The organism is Zavarzinia marina (assembly GCF_021568905.1).
Taxonomy (GTDB): domain Bacteria; phylum Pseudomonadota; class Alphaproteobacteria; order Zavarziniales; family Zavarziniaceae; genus Zavarzinia; species Zavarzinia marina.
Genome location: NZ_JAKGSB010000001.1, coordinates 822253 through 835744, shown reverse-complemented (window position 1 = coordinate 835744; position 13492 = coordinate 822253). Strand labels below are relative to the sequence as shown.

16 protein-coding genes are annotated in these 13492 nt (G+C 71.9%); 12 read left to right on the top strand and 4 right to left on the bottom strand.

The window, feature by feature from the left end; genetic code table 11:
- Positions 1-25: 25 nt before the first annotated feature.
- From L2U69_RS03965 to L2U69_RS03955, 3 genes are read right to left on the bottom strand one after another with little or no spacing between them, the layout of a single operon-like run.
- Positions 26-1582, bottom strand: coding sequence for a PepSY-associated TM helix domain-containing protein (locus L2U69_RS03965; RefSeq protein ID WP_236105257.1), 1557 nt, complete (start codon positions 1580-1582; stop codon positions 26-28).
- Positions 1583-1591: 9 nt separating this feature from the next.
- The gene (locus L2U69_RS03960) at positions 1592-1891 is read right to left on the bottom strand and encodes a hypothetical protein (protein ID WP_236105256.1); all 300 of its coding nucleotides are present in this window, start codon (positions 1889-1891) and stop codon (positions 1592-1594) included.
- Positions 1888-2163: a hypothetical protein gene (locus L2U69_RS03955; protein ID WP_236105255.1), complete on the bottom strand. Its 276-nt coding sequence runs from the start codon at positions 2161-2163 to the stop codon at positions 1888-1890. The genes L2U69_RS03960 and L2U69_RS03955 overlap by 4 nt, the downstream gene beginning before the upstream one ends.
- A gap of 286 nt (positions 2164-2449) precedes the next feature.
- Between L2U69_RS03955 and L2U69_RS03950 the strand changes: the two genes are divergently transcribed.
- Genes L2U69_RS03950 through L2U69_RS03900 form a run of 11 tightly spaced genes read left to right on the top strand, consistent with a single transcriptional unit; the run spans position 2450 to position 12128 of the window.
- Positions 2450-4093, top strand: a complete 1644-nt coding sequence (locus L2U69_RS03950; RefSeq protein ID WP_236105254.1) for a GspE/PulE family protein — start codon at positions 2450-2452, stop codon at positions 4091-4093.
- 1 nt (position 4094) lies between these two features.
- A complete protein-coding gene (locus tag L2U69_RS03945) occupies positions 4095-5303 on the top strand; it encodes a type II secretion system F family protein (RefSeq protein WP_236105253.1) in 1209 nt (402 codons plus the stop codon).
- Positions 5304-5311: 8 nt separating this feature from the next.
- Positions 5312-5740, top strand: a complete 429-nt coding sequence (gene gspG / locus L2U69_RS03940) for a type II secretion system major pseudopilin GspG (protein ID WP_236105252.1) — start codon at positions 5312-5314, stop codon at positions 5738-5740.
- Positions 5724-6134 carry a prepilin-type N-terminal cleavage/methylation domain-containing protein gene (locus L2U69_RS03935; protein ID WP_236105251.1) on the top strand — a complete coding sequence of 137 codons (411 nt, stop codon included), beginning with the start codon at positions 5724-5726 and terminating at the stop codon, positions 6132-6134. The genes gspG and L2U69_RS03935 overlap by 17 nt, the downstream gene beginning before the upstream one ends.
- Positions 6131-6502: a type IV pilus modification PilV family protein gene (locus L2U69_RS03930; protein ID WP_236105250.1), complete on the top strand. Its 372-nt coding sequence runs from the start codon at positions 6131-6133 to the stop codon at positions 6500-6502. Before L2U69_RS03935 ends, L2U69_RS03930 begins: the two co-directional genes overlap by 4 nt.
- Positions 6492-7121 (top strand): prepilin-type N-terminal cleavage/methylation domain-containing protein, encoded by a 630-nt coding sequence (locus L2U69_RS03925; RefSeq protein ID WP_236105249.1) that lies wholly within the window; start codon positions 6492-6494, stop codon positions 7119-7121. The genes L2U69_RS03930 and L2U69_RS03925 overlap by 11 nt, the downstream gene beginning before the upstream one ends.
- A 2-nt stretch (positions 7122-7123) precedes the next feature.
- Positions 7124-8137, top strand: a complete 1014-nt coding sequence (locus tag L2U69_RS03920; protein WP_236105248.1) for a PilN domain-containing protein — start codon at positions 7124-7126, stop codon at positions 8135-8137.
- Positions 8134-8697: a type II secretion system protein GspM gene (gspM, locus tag L2U69_RS03915; protein ID WP_236105247.1), complete on the top strand. Its 564-nt coding sequence runs from the start codon at positions 8134-8136 to the stop codon at positions 8695-8697. The genes L2U69_RS03920 and gspM overlap by 4 nt, the downstream gene beginning before the upstream one ends.
- The gene (locus L2U69_RS03910) at positions 8690-9100 is read left to right on the top strand and encodes a hypothetical protein (protein WP_236105246.1); all 411 of its coding nucleotides are present in this window, start codon (positions 8690-8692) and stop codon (positions 9098-9100) included. The genes gspM and L2U69_RS03910 overlap by 8 nt, the downstream gene beginning before the upstream one ends.
- Positions 9097-11265 carry a type II secretion system secretin GspD gene (gene gspD, locus L2U69_RS03905; RefSeq protein WP_236105245.1) on the top strand — a complete coding sequence of 723 codons (2169 nt, stop codon included), beginning with the start codon at positions 9097-9099 and terminating at the stop codon, positions 11263-11265. Before L2U69_RS03910 ends, gspD begins: the two co-directional genes overlap by 4 nt.
- Positions 11262-12128, top strand: a complete 867-nt coding sequence (locus L2U69_RS03900; protein WP_236105244.1) for a type II secretion system minor pseudopilin — start codon at positions 11262-11264, stop codon at positions 12126-12128. Before gspD ends, L2U69_RS03900 begins: the two co-directional genes overlap by 4 nt.
- Here the strand turns inward: L2U69_RS03900 and L2U69_RS03895 are convergent.
- Positions 12104-12562: a lytic transglycosylase domain-containing protein gene (locus L2U69_RS03895; protein ID WP_236105243.1), complete on the bottom strand. Its 459-nt coding sequence runs from the start codon at positions 12560-12562 to the stop codon at positions 12104-12106. The genes L2U69_RS03900 and L2U69_RS03895 overlap by 25 nt on opposite strands.
- Here L2U69_RS03895 and L2U69_RS03890 point away from each other — a divergent pair.
- Entirely contained in the window at positions 12561-13439 is an 879-nt protein-coding gene (locus tag L2U69_RS03890; RefSeq protein WP_236105242.1) for a prepilin peptidase, read from the top strand. The two genes, L2U69_RS03895 and L2U69_RS03890, sit on opposite strands and share 2 nt — an antisense overlap.
- Positions 13440-13492 lie beyond the last annotated feature (53 nt).

Below are 13492 nucleotides of genomic sequence, written 5' to 3'. Positions count from 1 at the left end.
AATCACCGGTAACCTGTTCCCGGGATCAGGCGGCAACGGCGACGCGCTTCATCCGAGCGGCGTGAACGGCGAAGAACAACACGCCCGCGACGGCGACGGCATCGACGGCCCAGAGCGGCCAGGGGTGGTTCCAGGCCGCACCGAACAGGCCGAGCAGGCTGCCGAGGGGCACGAGTGCGGTGGCAATGGCGGCAAGGCCGAAGAGTTCGAAACCGATCCGCGCGCGGGGCCGGACGAAGGCCCAGGCGATGGCGCCGAGGAAGCAGGCGAAGAAGGTGGGTTCGATCCAGGGCGCGGCATCGATGCCGAGGCCCGGCAGCCATTTCGCGACCGCCACGATCAGGGAGATGCCGGCCATGGTGCCCAGCATCCAGCCGACGGTGAGACGGTCGAGCGCCTGGGTCGTCCGCCCCTCGCGCCCACCGCCGCGCGTCTCCCGCCGGCGCCGGGCATCGACCCACAGGATATTGCCCGAATAGATCAGGAAGGCGCCGGCCAGCCCGAGAACGAAATAGTTCCAGCGGATCACGTCGCCGCCGAAAGTGCCGAAATGCAGGGCGAAGAAGGTGTTGACCGACGGCTGCCAGCCGTCCGTGGCACCGGGCAGGTAACTCCGGTCCAGGATGCCGCCGTCATGGGGATCGACGTTGATCAGCCCGCCTTCCGGCGCGCGGCTGGCATAGCGCGGATCCTCGCCCCAGACCATCAGGACGAGGCGGCCGTCGGGCGCGCGGCGATAGGCGAGCGTATGGACCTCGAAACCCGGCGCCTGTTCGCCGACGCGGGCGACGATTTCATCGCCCGCCAGCAGCGGCGTTTCCGGCGGATGGGGCGAGACGGCGGGCCGGCTCCACATCGTCTGGATCTTGCCGTCGTAGAAGACGACGTCCTGGGTGTCGTAGATCTGGTCGTGGAAGGCGAAGACGACCGAGGTCACGGCCATGACGATATGGAACGGCAGGCTGAACAGGCCGAGGCCGTTGTGGATGTCCAGCCACATGCGCTTGAAGTTCCGCCCGAAGCGGAATTTGAACAGATCCTTCACCAGGCTCGGCAACAGCACGATCACGCCGGAGATCAGCGCAACGGCATAGAGCAGGGAGACGATCCCGGTGATGATCAGGGCGGTGTCCCGTTCCAGGGGCACGCCCACCTGCTGGTGCAGCATGTCGATGAAGCCGGCGGCGCCGCTGGCCGCGATCGGCGCGACCTCGAGGCTGCCGTCGGCGGCGAAACTGGCGCCCAGCAGCCGTTCCCGGCCGTGCTCGTCCTCATCGCCCGCCGCCGCCTCGCCGTGGTCGGGCCAGACCAGACGCGCCGGCAGATCGGCGCGCGGGGTGACGATGATGCGGAATTCGCCCGCCGCGTCGGGCCGGGCCGCCAATGTTTCCGCGATCAGGCGCGGCGTCTCGCTCAGGGCGGGCGGCGGCGACAGGCCGGCGGGCGGCGCCGTCCATTGCCCGATCGCGCCCTCGAACATGGTGAAGGCGCCGGCATAGAAGGCGGTGAACAGGAACAGGCCGCAGGCGATACCCACCCAGGAATGGATGTCGCGGTACATGGTGACGACGTCGGTACGCATCGAAACGTCCTAATGCAACAGCGCCCGCCCGGCGAAAAAGGCGCCGAAGAGCAGGATATTGGCGAGACCCAGCCAACCCCAGGCCCGCCAGCCGTCGCGGAACAGGAAACAGAAACCGAGGACACCGCACCAGACCGGCGGCACCATCCACATGACGAACTGCATCTTGCCGTTGTCGGCCATGGGGCCGGCGAGGGCGATCAGCCCCGAACAGGCGATGGCGATGCCATAGCCGAGCACCAGCCCCGCCGCGGATTTGCCGAACCAGTTGCGGCTGGAGAGGCGGCCAGACATCGCCCGGGTGCTCATCGCGCGGCTTCCTTCCGGCGGCGGAAGGCGAGCGCCAGGGGGGCGAGGGACCAGACGGTCATGGCCACGGTGACGGCGGTATAGATGGCCCCGGCCGGCCCCATCGCGGCCATCAGGACGCCGAGCGCGGCCCCAAGTCCGGTACCGCCCAGCACGGCGCCGCGCCACCCGGCAGGCGCCGGCAGCATCTTCTGCGCGGGCGCGGCCGCATAGAGGCACAGCGCGCCCAGAACGGTCAGCAGGCCGCCGAGAACGATGGTGATCCCGGTCATGACGGATTCGGTCCGATGTGCATCGCGTCATCATGCCGGGAAGCTGCGGCGCTTCTAATTGAGATTGGTTATCACCGCGCCGTTACCCGTGCCGGTGCGTGAAAGGCGCGGCTTCGGTCCCTCTATTCCGAGGTTTCGGGGGGCGATGGGGGGAATTGAAACAAACCCGTCATAGTGCGGCGCTAGTGTCGCGCCTTCACTGACAGGCTTGTTTGCTTAAGGGTTCGGAGTGGCGCCGGTGGAGACAGCACGCGGGGACAGGGCACCGCCGTCGGGGCCGGCCGACATGGCCGCGCTGCTCCTCGACCGGGCCGTGCTCGCGCCGGAGACCCTGGCCCGCGCCCGCCTGGTCCAGGCCGAGACCGGGGAGGCGCTGGACCGCGTGCTGACGCGCCTCGGCATGGTCTCGGAACGCGCCCTGGCGGAAGCCTGTGCCGGCGCGCTCGCGCTGCCCATCGCCGCCGCCGCCGATTTCCCGGGGGAGGTGGTGGCGCCCGGCCGACTGTCGCCCCGCTTCCTGCGCCGGGCCCGCGCCGTGCCGCTCCGCGAGACGGCGGAAGCGGTGGACGTCGCCCTGGTCGATCCCTTCGACGGCTTCGCCGCCCGCGCCATCGCCTTCGCCCTGGGCCGCCCCGTCCGTGCCTTCGTCGCCGAGGGCCGCGACGTCGAGGAGGCGCTGGACCGGCTCTATGCCGGCCATGCCGGTCCGGCGGACGAGGGCACGGCGGCGGCGGACGATGCCGATCTCGAACGCATGCGCGATCTCTCCTCCGACGCCCCGGTGGTGCGGCTGGTCAACGGCCTGATCACGCGGGCGGTCGACCTTCAGGCTTCCGACATCCATCTGGAGCCGGCGGAGGACGGGTTGAAGGTGCGCTTCAGGATCGACGGCGCCCTGATCGATCAGGAAGTGCTGGCACCGGCCCTACGCGCCGCCGTGGTCTCCCGCATCAAGGTCATGGCCGGCCTCGACATCGCCGAGCGGCGCCTGCCCCAGGACGGGCGCCTGCGTTTCGCCGTGCGCGGCCACGACATCGATTTCCGCGTCGCCACCGCGCCGGTCATTCATGGCGAGGCGGTGGTGCTGCGCGTGCTCGACCGTTCCCATCTGGCGCTCGATTTCGCCGCCCTCGGCTTTTCGCCGGATCTGACGGCGGCATGGCGGCGGGCGCTGCACCGGCCCCATGGCATCGTCCTCGTCACCGGGCCGACCGGCAGCGGCAAGACGACCACGCTCTATGCCTCCCTGACCGAACTCAACACCGCCGAGCGCAAGATCCTGACGGTGGAGGATCCGATCGAATACCGCCTGGACGGCATCAGCCAGACCCAGGTCCGGCCGCGCATCGGTCTCGACTTCGCGTCGGCGCTGCGCTCCTTCCTGCGCCAGGATCCGGACGTGATGATGGTGGGCGAGATCCGCGATCTCGAAACCGTGCAGGTGGCGATCCAGGCATCGCTGACCGGCCATACCATCCTCTCGACCCTGCACACCAACGACGCCGCGAGCGCGGTCACCCGCCTGCTGGACATGGGCGCCGAACCCTATCTGGTGACCTCCACCCTGAGCGCGGTGCTGGCCCAGCGTCTCGTCCGCCGCCTGTGCCCGGCCTGCCGCGAAGCCTATGTCCCGACGGCGGAGGCATTGGCGGCGCTCGGCCTGCCGCCCCGGGAAGACCTGCGCTTCCATCGCGCCGTGGGCTGTTCCGCCTGCGGCGGCAGCGGCTATCGCGGGCGGGTCGCCGTCACCGAGCTTCTGGTCATGAGCGATGCCCTGGCCCGTCTGGTGCTGGCCCGGGCGGAAGCGCGGGACATCGCCCGCACCGCCACGGCCGAGGGGCTGCGCCCCATGCTCCAGGATGGCATCGACAAGGTCGCCGCCGGCCTGACCACCGTCGACGAAGTCCTGCGCGTGACGAGGGACGGCTGAGATGGCGGCCTATCGCTATCGCGCCGTGGTCCCCGCCAGCGGCGAGATCCGTCAGGGCAGCGCCAGCGCCGCCGACCGCGACGCCCTGGTCGAACGCCTGCGCGTCGACGGTCTCGCCGTGATCGAGGTCGAGGAATTGCGCGCGGCGGAACCCGGGCGGTCGCGGCGCAGGGGCGCGGCGGTAAAGGCGCTGCCGGATGCGGTCGGGCAATTGGCCGTGCTGCTGCGCGCCGGTCTGACCCTGGAACGGGCGTTGGCCCTGACCGTCGAGAACCAGCGCGACCCCGCCCTGGCGCGCGCCATCGCCGGCCTTCGCGAGCGCGTGAAATCCGGCCTGCCGCTGGCCCGCGCCATGGCGGAAGCCGACGGCCTGTTCGATCCGACCGCCATCGCCCTGGCCGAGGCGGGGGAGGCGGGCGGCGATCTGGCCGGCGCCCTGGCCAGCCTGGCCGAGACCCTGGAGCGCCAGGCCGAATTGCGCCGCACCCTCAATGCCGCCCTGTTCTATCCGGCCATGCTGCTGGTGGTGGCGCTGGGCGTCATCCTCCTGATGATGCTGGTGGTCATTCCCCAGTTCGAGACCCTGTTCGCCGATCTCGGCGGCGATCTGCCGCCGGTGACCGCCCTCGTGGTCGGGGTCAGCCGCTTCATCCGGGAGCAGGGCCTGTGGCTGCTGATCGGCCTCGTCCTCGCCGGCTTCGCCGCCAGCCGGCTGCTGGCGCTGCCCGCCGTCCGTCTGGCGCTCGACCGGCGGATCCTGCGTCTGCCGGTTCTCGGCCGGCTGGTGGCGGAGGCGGGGACGGCGCGTTTCGCCCGCACCCTGTCGGCCCTGGTCGACGGCGGCGTCGCCCTGCCCACGGCGCTGGCCATCGCCGGCCGCACCCTCGGCAACCGCCATATGGCGGCGGCGGTCGCGCCGGTCGCCCAGCGCCTCGGCGAGGGCGGGGGGCTGGCCGGGCCGCTCGCCGCCGCCGGGGTGTTTCCGCGCCTCGCCATCGGTTTTCTCCGTACCGGCGAGGAAACGGCGCAACTGGCGCCCATGCTCGCCCGCCTCGCCGATGTTCTGGACCGCGAGGTGCGCGCCACGACCGCGCGGCTGGTCGGCCTGATGACGCCGGTGATCACCATCGTCCTCGGCCTTCTGGTCGCCGGCATCATCGCCGCCATCATGTCGGCCCTGCTCGGCATCAACGATCTGGCCCTGCAATGACCCCTGAAATGACCAATCCCATCAAGCGCCGCCGCCAGCGCGGCTTCACCCTGATCGAGCTTCTGGTGGTGCTGGCCATCCTGGGGCTGCTGGCCGCCGTGGTCGGGCCGCAGGTGCTGCGCTACCTCGGCTCGTCACGCAGCCAGACCGCCAAGGTCCAGGTGCAGAACGTCACCGCCAGCCTGGAACTCTATCGTCTCGACACCGGCCGCTATCCGAGCGAGGCGGACGGTCTCGCCGCCCTGATCGAGGCGCCCAAGGCCGCGCCCGGCTGGAACGGGCCCTATCTGCGCCGGGCCGAGGGGCTGCGCGATCCCTGGGGCCGGCCCTATCTCTACAGGAACCCGGGCGAGCACGGCGAAGTGGACGTCTACAGTCTCGGCGCCGACGGGGCCGAGGGCGGCAGCGGCGAGGACCAGGATGTCGGCAACTGGTGAACGCGGCGCCACGCTAATCGAGACCATGGTCGTCCTGGCGATCATGAGCCTCGGCGCGCTCGTCGTGTTTCCATCCTTCGAACGGCTGCGCTCGCATCACGAGACCGGCCGTGCGGTGGAACGCCTGATGGCCGATCTGCGCCTGACGCGGGGCGCCGCCCTGACCGGGACCGGCGGGCGGGCGCTAACCGCCGTCGACGGCGGCACTGCCTATCGTTTTCCGCCGGATCGCCGCCGCGCGCTGCCCGACGGGCTGCGGCTCGATGGTGCCGTCACCTTCTTTCCCGACGGTTCCGTCGCCGGCGCCGGCCTGACCGTATCGGCGGAGGGTCGGCGGATCGCCGTCGCCGTCGACCCGGCGACCGGTGCCGTCACACGCGGGGTGTCGCGGTGAGCGGGGCCCGGCAGCGCGGCGCCGCCCTGATCGAAGTGCTGGTGGCGCTGGCCATCGTGGCGCTCGGCCTCGGCACGCTCTTCGCCGTGGTCGGCGACGGCAGTCTTCGCGCGCGGGAGCAGGGAGACCGCCAGGCCGCCCTGGTGGTCGCGCAATCGCAGATCGAGGCGGCGGGCCGCGCCTATCCCCTGGGCGGGGCGCCGGTGACCGGCCGCGCCGGGCCGCTGGTCTATCGGATCGAGAGCCGGCCCTATGGCGCGAAGGGGCAGAGCCTGGCCGGCGATCTCTGGTTCGTCACCGTCTCCGTCCGCCGCGATGGCGTCACGACCCCCCTCGTCGTGTTGGGGAGTATCCGCCTTGACCCGTGACCGCGCATCCCGCCAGCGCGGCGTCTCCCTGGTCGAGAGCCTGGTGGCGCTGGCGCTGCTGGCCTTTCTCTCCCTCCTGATGCTGCAGGGGGTGGCTTCCGGTTCCCTGCTGGTCGGCGGGGCGATGCGCCGGACCGCGACCGCCGAGACGATCGAGGGCGCGCAGGCCCTGCTGCGCCAGCGGATCACCCGGGCCTGGCCCGCCACCCGCTACGACCAGGGCCCGCCCGTGGCCGATTTCGGCGGCGACGACCGCAATCTGACCTTCTGGGCGCCGCCGCCCGAGGCCGGGGGGCCGGGCCCGATGCGGCGCTATCATCTCGAAATCGCGGGCGGCGATCTGGTGCTGTCCGGCCGCCCCGGCCTTGCCCGCCGGGATGCGACGCCGGAGGTTCTGCTGCGCGGCGTGCGCCGTCTCGCCATCGCCTATCTCGACGATGCGGGCGAATGGCGGCGCGACTGGGCAGGGCAGGCGCGGCCGCCCCGTCTGGTCCGGATCGAGGTCGAGTTTCCGGCGGGCGACGGGCGCTGGTGGCCGGCGCTGCTGGTCCATCCCGTGACAACCGTCGACGTCGACTGCGTCCAGGGCGAGATCGCCGGGCGCTGCGCGGGGCGATGACCATGAAATTCCGCGACCTCATGCAGATGGACATGGCCACCCTGGGGCGGCAGCTTTCGCGCGGGCTTTCCTGGTGGATCGGGGAATTGCGCGGCATGCTGCCGGCGCGCTGGCGCGGGCCGTCGGGGCCGCGCGCCTTCCTGACGCTCGAAGCGGGGCGCCTGGTGCTGCACCGGCCGTCGCCCGCGGGCTGGACGCGGATCGAGGCGCCGACGCGGAAGGCCGCCGCCGGTGCCGTCTTCGCCGTGCCGCCGGAAAGCGTGCTGGTCGGCGAATTCGACTACCCCGTGCCGTCGCCCGCCGATCTGGCGCGCATGATCGAACTCGATCTCGACCGCCTGACGCCGTTCCGCCCCGCCGATGTCGTCTTCGACGTCATGGTCGACACGGGCGGGGGCGGGCTGGCGCGCGGCGTGATGCGGCGGATCACCCTGGCCCTGATGCGGCGCGACGATCTCGATGCCCTGAAGGCCCAATTGGCCACCCACCGCGTGGCGCCGGCCGCGATCGCCCTCGTTTCGGCGGAGGGCAGGGCGCGCTTCGATTTCCAGAAGGCGGCGGGCGGCACCTCAGCCACCGGGCGCTGGCGGACCCGGCTATGGCTGCTGGTCGGGCTGCTGGTCGCGCTCAACATCGGGATCGCGGTGGTGCGCGACCGGACGGCACTGGATCGCCTGCGCGATCAGGTGGAGGGTCAGCGCCCGCTGGCGCAGCGGATCGCGGCGCTCCGCCGCGGCGTGACGGCGGAGGACGAGCGCCGCGCCGCTTTCGTCGCGCTGAAACAGGGGCCGGGGGCGCTCGACCTCCTGCAACGCCTGACCGTGGCCCTGCCGGACGGGGTCTGGCTCGAAAGCCTCGACTGGCAGGGCAGGGACATCCGCATCGCCGGCCATGCGCCGGCCGGGACCGACGTCGCCGCCCTGGTCGCCGCCGCCGGCCTCGAGGTCGCGGCGCCGGCCGCATGGGATGGCGAGCGTTTCGATCTCACCGCCCGCCTGCCGGAGGGGACGCCATGAAACCCATGACCCCGCGTGAGCGCCGCATCCTCGCCCTCGGCCTGCTGGCGGGCGCCTTGATCCTCGTCGCCGGGCTGGTGGTGGTGCCGCTGGTCGATGGCTTCCGGGCACGCGCGGCGGAACGCGCCGCCCTCGAACGGGAAGCGACGGCGGCGACACGCCTGCTGTCCCAGGCCGCCGCCTGGCGGACGCGGTCGGAAGCGCAGACGGCGAATGCCGCAGCCTTCGGCCTGCCGGCGGAAGACGGCGTCGCCGCCCTCGGCATGTTCCAGGCCCAGGTCGCCGGCCTCTTCGGCGAAGCGGGGGCGCTGCTGACCGGGATCGAGGAATTGCCGGCTGCCGACGGCCGGCTCCGTCTCGCGATCGAGGCCGAGGCGACCTACGAACAATTGAACGATTGCCTGTCCAGGCTGGAAGGGGAGGCCCCCTATGCCCTTGTCGAAACGCTGGCCCTTCGCCGCCGCGCGGACGGCGACGGCCGCCTATCCGTCCGCCTCGAACTCGGCGCTCTCGTCCGCGCTGAAGGGGCTCTCGGCCCATCGGGGGCTGGCGGTGGCTAGTCTCGCGCTGATCGCCCTGGCTGGGGCGCAGATCCTGATCCCGCCCGGCACCGAGGCCCCGGCGGGCGGCGCGGCACCGCTGCCCGAAGCGGCGGCGGCCGACTTCATGCCGGCCGCCGGCGAGCGCGCGGCGATCCTGGCCCGGCCGCTGTTCGCCCCCGACCGCCGGCCACCGGCGGACGACGGCCCGGCGGCCGATGCCGACATGTTCCAGGTCATCGGCATCGGCACCGCCGCCGATGCCGCCACCGCCCTGCTGCGCGGCCCGGGGGGCGCGGCGCTCCGCGTCCTGCCGGGGCAGAGCGTCGCCGGCTGGCGCGTCGAGGCGATCGCGCCCGGCGCCGTCACCCTGACGCGCGGCGACAGACGTCTCGTGCTCGAAGTTCCGAAAGGCACGCCATGAAGCGCGCAACCCCCTTCGTTCTCCTCCTCCTGCTCGGCCTTGCCGTCGCGGGTTGCCGCAGCCGCACGTCGGAAGCGCCGACCACGGTCGACGGCGCAACGGTGGTCGGCACCACGGCCACCGCCGTCACCGCCCCGCCGCCCGCGCCGGCACCGGCGCCGCTGGCGACACCGATCGGTCTCGACGACGGGCCGCCCCGCATCACCGCGCCGCGCGGCCGCAGCCGCATCATCCGGGGCACCGGCCAATTGGTGGGGCCGGCCCCGACGGCGATACGCGAGACGGCGGATGGCGACGTCAATCTGAACTTCACCAATGCCGACGTGCGCGATGTCGCCAAGGCGGTGCTGGGCGACATTCTGGGCCTGACCTATGCCGTGGCGCCGGAGGCCGAGGGCCAGTTGACGATCCAGACCGGCCGCCCGATCCGGCGCCAGGACGTGCTGCGCACCTTCGAGGTCAGCCTGCGCGCGGCCGAGCTCGGCATTCTCAGGGAAGGCGATCTCTACACCGTGCTGCCGTTGCGCGATGCCCAGCGCCGGGGCGCCATGGTCGGCGCGGGGGAGCCCGGCTATGGCACCGAGGCGATTCCGCTCCGCTTCGTCGGGGCCGAGGAATTGCGCGCCCTGTTGCAGCCCCTGGTGCCGCCCGACGCCAAGATCGCGGCGGACGAGGCCCATGCCCAGATCCTCGTCACCGGCAATACCGAGAGCCGGCGCAGCCTGCGCGACCTGATCGGGCAGTTCGACGTCGACTGGCTGCGGGGCGTCTCCTTCGGCCTGATCGTGCCGCGCTGGACCGAGGTCACCGGCCTCGTCGAGCAATTGACCCAATTGCTGAACGCCGAAGGTGTTCCGACCGCCGGCACGCTTCGCTTCGTGCCGATCCGCCAGGTGAACGGCGTCCTCGTCATCTCGACCCGGGCGGATTATCTGGAGCGGGTGCGCGGCCTCGTCGACATGCTGGACCAGGAAGCCCAGGGCACGCGCCGTCGGCTCTTCGTCTATCGGGTACAGAACGGCCGCGCCGCCGATCTGGCCAAGGTGCTGGCCAATGCCTTCGGGGGCGAGGGGGCGTCCGCCGCCGCCACGACCACGGCGGCTTCGCCGTCGCCGTCGCCCGCCGCGTCGGGCACGGCCAGCCTCGCCGGCGCCGGCGGCACCACCATGCCCGGCTTCGAGACCGACGACAGCCTGCCCATGCCCACCATGGACGGCACAGCGACCACGGCGCCCCTGTCCTTCGATCTGGGCGAGAACGAGGGCGCGGTGACCATCAGCGCCGACGAGACCACAAATTCGATCGTCGTCCACGCCCGGCCCGCGCAATATGAGATCGTCGAGGATGCGCTGCGCCGGCTCGACGTATTGCCCCTGCAGGTGATGATCGAATCCGCCGTGACCGAAGTCACCCTGAACGAGGAACTGCGCTACGGCGTGCAATGGTTCTTCCAGACCGGCAACAGCAGCTTCACCCTCAGCGAATTCGCCAGCGGCGCCATCGGCCAGATCTTCCCGGGCTTTTCCTATCTGGTCTCGAACGGCGACAGCATCACCGGCGTCCTGAACGCATTGTCCGAGGTGACGAACATCGACGTCGTCTCGGCGCCGAAGCTCCTCGTCCTCAACAATCAGACCGCCACCCTTCAGGTCGGCGATCAGGTGCCGATCGCGACCCAGTCGGCGCAGAGCGTCGATACGTCGGACTCGCGGGTGGTGAATTCCATCGAATATCGCGACACCGGCATCATCCTGCGCATCACGCCGCGGGTGAACGACAATGGTCTCGTCCTCCTCGACATCGCGCAGGAGGTCAGCAATGTGGTGAAGACCAGCACTTCCGACCTCGATTCACCGACCATCCAGCAGCGCCGCATCGCCAGCTCCATAGCGGTTCAGGACGGGCAGACCGTGGCGCTCGGCGGCCTGATCACCGAGGACCGGCAGGAGGGCGGCTCCGGCATTCCGGTGCTGCGCAAGATCCCGGTGCTGGGCGCGCTGTTCGGCGCCAAGTCGCGGACGCGGGAGCGGACGGAACTGCTGATCCTTCTGACGCCCCGGGTCATCCGCAACGCTGTCGATGCCCGCCGCGTCACCGATGAATTGCGCGACACGATCCGGAGCATCGAACCCTTGCCCGTCGCGGCGGACAAAGCGGCGCCATGAGGCGCGGGGGCGAGCGCGGACGCGGCTTCGCCCTGCCGGCGGCGATCGTCGGCGTCGCCGCCTTCGCCCTCGTCGCCCTCGCCATGGTCGACTGGGGGCGGGGCGTCGGCGCCCTGTTGCAGGCTCGCGTCACCGCCGCCCGGCTTTCGGCGGCGGCGGATTCGGGCCTCGCGCTCGCGATCCACGGTGCCGCCCTCCGGGATCCGCGCCGGCGCTGGGCGCGCGACGGCAAACCTCGCGCCCTCACGTTCGACGGGATCGCCGTCACCGTGGTGATCGAGGACGAGCGCGCCTTCGTGCCCCTGAACGCCATTTCCGGTCCTGTTCTCCGTGCGCTGCTCGCCTATGTCGGGGCGGGCGGGGCGCGGCTCGACGGGTTGGCGGCGGCGCTGGGCGACTGGATCGACGCGGACGACGAGACGCGTCCCGGCGGAGCGGAGCGGGCGGCCTATGCCGCCGCCGGCCTCGCGCCGCGCAACGGCCCGATCCGCGAGGCGGGCGAACTGGCGGTCCTGAAGGGCATGGACCGGGCCCTGCTCGATCGCCTGCTGCCGCTGATCAGCCTGGTGCCCCGGGCCGATCAGGCCATGGTCGACGGCCGCTGGGCGAAACCGGAGATCATGGCGATCATGGCGATCATGGCGGGCGCCGGGCCCGAGGACCTGGAGGCCATGATCCGTGCCCGCAAGGCCGATCCCGCGCCCGAGGCCGATACGCCCGGCGAGCGCGAGCCCCTGGACCTGGTGATGATCCGGATCACGGTCGAGGCGCGGCTGGGCCCGGACGCGGTCGCGCGGCGCCGTGCCGTGATCGAATTCACCGGCGATCCGGCGCGGCCCTATTGGGTCAGGTCGTTCCGATGAAGGGGCGGGGGCTTTCGAAACACCCGGGATCCGAAGAGTTCCGTGGCGCGGTCGGCGACGCGGCCGGCATAGGCGCGGGCGCGATCGTCGTTGCTTGGTGCATGATAGCAGCCGACCCCCGCCCAGAAATCGCCGCCCCGGCGGCGGATGCAGTCGGCCAGGATCCAGGTGCCGACGGCGACATTGGTGCAGGGCCGGTCGCGCAGCGCGGCCTCCGCCGCCGCCTCGTCGACGCCCCAGCCCTCGGCCAGGACCGGCAGCCAGAGGCTGTTCACCTGCATCGGCCCGATGTCGCGGCTGCCGTTGCCGTTCTCGCTGACGGCGCCCGTGGTGCCGCCTTCGGCCCGCATCACGGCCATGATGCCGGCAGGCGGCACGCCGTAGAGTTGGGACGCGTTGAGGACGCAGGCGAGAAGCAGGGACGAGACGGACATGAGCGGAATGTGCACGCCGGTCGGTGACATTCTGATGACGATCCGCGCCATCGCGGATCTGTTGCCACCCGGCGCGGGCTTCGCGCTCGCGGCCGTCTGGGGCCTTCTGGTCGGCAGTTTCGCGACCGTCGCCGTGGAACGCTGGCCGGCCATGATCGAGGGACGCCTGCCGCCCGATGCGCTGTTGCGTCCGGGCTCGCGCTGTCTTGCCTGCGACCGGCCGCTGTCCTGGCTGCAGGCGACGCCCCTGGTCGGCCGGCTGGTTCTGCGCGGGCGCTGTGCCTGCGGACGCGATCGCCTGTCGTGGCTCTGGCCGGCGATGGAGGGGGGCGGGGTGCTCGTGATGGTGGCGACCCTCGCCCTGACGCCCGGTCATGTCCCGGCCGAACGGGCGCTGCTGCTCCAGCTTCTGGCGGGCTTTCTCTATGTCGCGGCCCTGGTCGACGGCCGCAGCGCCTATCTGCCGGACGGTCTGACCCTCGGGGCACTCTGGACCGGGCTGGTCGCGGCGGCGCTGTCGGCCTGCGGGCTCGATGCCATCGGGGCCGGCGATGCCGTGATCGGTGCCGCCACCGGCTGGGGCGCGATGGCCGCGGTCGCCGCCGTCGGGCGGCGTCTGGCCGGCCAGGAGGCGCTGGCGCCGGGGGACTGGAAGCTGATGGCCGCGGTCGGGGCCTGGGGCGGCGTGCCGGCCGTCGTCCTGACCGCCCTGTTCGGGGCGCTGGCCGCCCTGGCGCTGGCCCCCCTGGTCGGGCGGTTCGCCGTCGCACCGGACGGCGAGCGCAGGGGCATCCCCTTCGGGCCGGGAATCGCGCTGGCGGCGCTGGTGGTCATCGCCGCCGATCTGACGCCGGCGTTCCTGTTCGGCTACGACTGAAATCGCCCGCTCAGGTAATCAGGTATGTTTCTCCCCACGGGAAACGTCATTCT

Excerpts from the sequence above, each read along its gene's own strand:
- L2U69_RS03890 (WP_236105242.1), top strand. The coding sequence starts at position 12,561 with ATGAGCGGAATGTGCACGCCGGTCGGTGACATTCTGATGACGATCCGC.
- L2U69_RS03955 (WP_236105255.1), bottom strand. The coding sequence starts at position 2,163 with ATGACCGGGATCACCATCGTTCTCGGCGGCCTGCTGACCGTTCTGGGC.
- L2U69_RS03950 (WP_236105254.1), top strand. The coding sequence starts at position 2,450 with ATGGCCGCGCTGCTCCTCGACCGGGCCGTGCTCGCGCCGGAGACCCTG.
- L2U69_RS03965 (WP_236105257.1), bottom strand. The coding sequence starts at position 1,582 with ATGCGTACCGACGTCGTCACCATGTACCGCGACATCCATTCCTGGGTG.
- L2U69_RS03920 (WP_236105248.1), top strand. The coding sequence starts at position 7,124 with ATGAAATTCCGCGACCTCATGCAGATGGACATGGCCACCCTGGGGCGG.
- gspD (WP_236105245.1), top strand. The coding sequence starts at position 9,097 with ATGAAGCGCGCAACCCCCTTCGTTCTCCTCCTCCTGCTCGGCCTTGCC.
- L2U69_RS03960 (WP_236105256.1), bottom strand. The coding sequence starts at position 1,891 with ATGAGCACCCGGGCGATGTCTGGCCGCCTCTCCAGCCGCAACTGGTTC.
- gspM (WP_236105247.1), top strand. The coding sequence starts at position 8,134 with ATGAAACCCATGACCCCGCGTGAGCGCCGCATCCTCGCCCTCGGCCTG.
- L2U69_RS03900 (WP_236105244.1), top strand. The coding sequence starts at position 11,262 with ATGAGGCGCGGGGGCGAGCGCGGACGCGGCTTCGCCCTGCCGGCGGCG.
- L2U69_RS03945 (WP_236105253.1), top strand. The coding sequence starts at position 4,095 with ATGGCGGCCTATCGCTATCGCGCCGTGGTCCCCGCCAGCGGCGAGATC.
- L2U69_RS03935 (WP_236105251.1), top strand. The coding sequence starts at position 5,724 with ATGTCGGCAACTGGTGAACGCGGCGCCACGCTAATCGAGACCATGGTC.
- L2U69_RS03895 (WP_236105243.1), bottom strand. The coding sequence starts at position 12,562 with ATGTCCGTCTCGTCCCTGCTTCTCGCCTGCGTCCTCAACGCGTCCCAA.
- gspG (WP_236105252.1), top strand. The coding sequence starts at position 5,312 with ATGACCAATCCCATCAAGCGCCGCCGCCAGCGCGGCTTCACCCTGATC.